Annotated in this window: 1 protein-coding gene; it reads left to right on the forward strand. The window is 45.6% G+C overall.

Annotated features, from left to right (window positions below):
- Nucleotides 1-11: 11 nt before the first annotated feature.
- Nucleotides 12-2,255: a beta strand repeat-containing protein gene (locus A4S05_RS03940; protein ID WP_141699642.1), complete on the forward strand. Its 2,244-nt coding sequence runs from the start codon at nucleotides 12-14 to the stop codon at nucleotides 2,253-2,255.
- Nucleotides 2,256-2,427 lie beyond the last annotated feature (172 nt).

Consider the following 2,427-nt stretch of genomic DNA (forward strand, 5'->3'; position numbering starts at 1 on the left):
GCTTTGATTTAATCAATACACCCAATATTACAACTATATTTAGTCGAGTTACGGGTGGAAGTGTTTCCAATATTGATGGCTTAATTCGGACTCTTAATAGCAACAACCCTGTTAGTCTGTTTCTGCTCAATCCCAGTGGAATTGTGTTTGGGCCTAATGCCAGTCTGAATATTGGCGGTTCATTTGTTGGTACAACTGCCGACAGTATAGTATTTGCGGACGGGTTTAAGTTTAATGCCACCAATGCTACGCCACCCTTATTAACTATGAGCGTACCTGTTGGCTTACAATTTGGCAGCAATCCGGGAGCTATTACAGTCCAAGGGTTAGGACACAATGCCCAATTAGGCGACTCGCTTCAGGTTTCTGGACTGAACATCGGCACAAGAGGATTACAGTTGCAACCTGGAAAAACGCTAGCATTGCTGGGTGGGAATGTTGCCTTGGATGGAGGGTTGCTCTCCGCACCAGGAGGACTAATAGAACTGGGTAGCATCACTAACGGAAGCGTCGCCCTCAATTCCATCCCTCAAGGATTTGCACTAAGTTATCCCAATGCTTCGAGTTTTGGCGATATTCAGATCAACCAACGAGCTTTAGCATCTACACGCGATCTCAGTAATGAAAGTGGAGGAGCAATCCAAATTCAGGGGAAACAGGTCAGTATCCGAGATGGTTCGCTGATATTAGTGCAAAATCGCAGCAACCAAACTGCTGGTAATATTGCAATCAATGCTACTCAGTCCCTCCAGATCATCGGCAAGTCTCCTGATTTTAAGAGTTCCAGCAGTTTAGTTAATGAAACTATATCCTCCGGCGCGGCAGGGAATATTATCATCACCACTCCACAATTGAATATTGATCAAGGTGGGTATATCTTCAACCGTACTTTTAGCACAGGGCTGGGTGGCAACATTGCACTCAATACTGGTGAAATGCGGGTCAACGGTTTTGCATTTGGCGACCCTTCTCCTTTCCGAGCAGTCAGCCAGATATTAGCCGCTTCCTATGGGACTGGGAAAGGTGGAAATGTTGCCATCTCAACTCAAAACTTGTCTATTTTAGCTGGCGGCAATATAGCAGCAAGACCCTACGCTTCAGGCAATGGCGGCGATGTCAGCGTGAAAGCAGATACGATTCAGGTGACAAATGAGGGAGCGCCAAACGGTCTTTATTTTAGTCTGTTGTCTACTGCCACATTCGGGTCTGGTAACGCAGGGGATTTGAAAATCGATACCCGCACACTGTCGATTCAAGCTGGCGCCAGAGTGTCTGCTTCTAGCATAGTTTTAGGAAATGCGGGTTCACTGACTATCAATGCGTCTGAATCGATTGATGTCAATGGTGTAAAAGATGCACAAAATCCCAGCTATATTGGTACGGCGGTTCGTCCTGTTTTTGGAGTTTCTAGGGCTAATTCCGGTAGTACCAAGATTAACACCCCAGTTCTTAACATCAGTAATGGTGCAACGGTTTTTGTCCAGAATCTTGGCTCCGGTAACGCTAACACCCTGAAGATTAATGCCAACACCCTACGACTCGACAATGGGGCAAGCATTTCAGCATCCACAAAAGCAGGCGAAGGTGGTAATATTAATTTCCAACTGCGGGATCTACTACTCATACGTCATGGCAGTTTCATTAATGCAGAAGCTGGTGGCAGCGGTAATGGCGGCAATATTACGATCAATGCTCCGATCATTGTGGGTTTAGAAAACAGTGATATTATTGCCAATGCATTTCAAGGAAGGGGTGGCAATATTCAAATTGCAACTCAGGGGATTATCGGACTAAAGTTCCGTCCCGAACTTACTGCCGAAAATGACATCACTGCTAGTTCGCAATTTGGCGTAAGTGGAACTGTTCAAGTTAATACTATCGGTGTTGATCCAAATTCGGGTTTATTCCAACTACCAGTAAATGTCACTGACACATCGCAGCAAATTGCGACAGGTTGTGCCGGCAGTGAAGGCAGTCGGTTTGTGGCAACGGGGCGGGGTGGTGTGCCGCAAAATCCTAGTCAGGAAGCGAGGAGCGATGTCTACGACGGGCTACGCCTACGCACTTGGTCTGACATCCGCAATATCTCTGCATACCGCAAAACGGGTGATTTAAATGCCCAAATTCCAGCATCACCAAAAGTTCTCACCGAAGCCACAACTTGGCATCGCAACGCAAAGGGCAAAGTTGAGTTAATTGCAGCTCAACCAGCCAACTTACAGCCATCTTTAACCTGTGCAGTGGTGTCAAACTAATGTTCTGTCCTATTAGTTCTGAAGGGTTATAAAAGTTTGTAGTAAGGACTTTAGTCCTGGATTTTTAAGCACTTAAGTGCTTACTACAAACCCTGTAAAATTAATGGGACAGACCACTAATCAGTCCCGATGCTGGAAATGGTAAATTCAGATTAGAGTTGTCGGGAAATAA

Source organism: Nostoc sp. KVJ20 (assembly GCF_001712795.1).
GTDB lineage: Bacteria > Cyanobacteriota > Cyanobacteriia > Cyanobacteriales > Nostocaceae > Nostoc.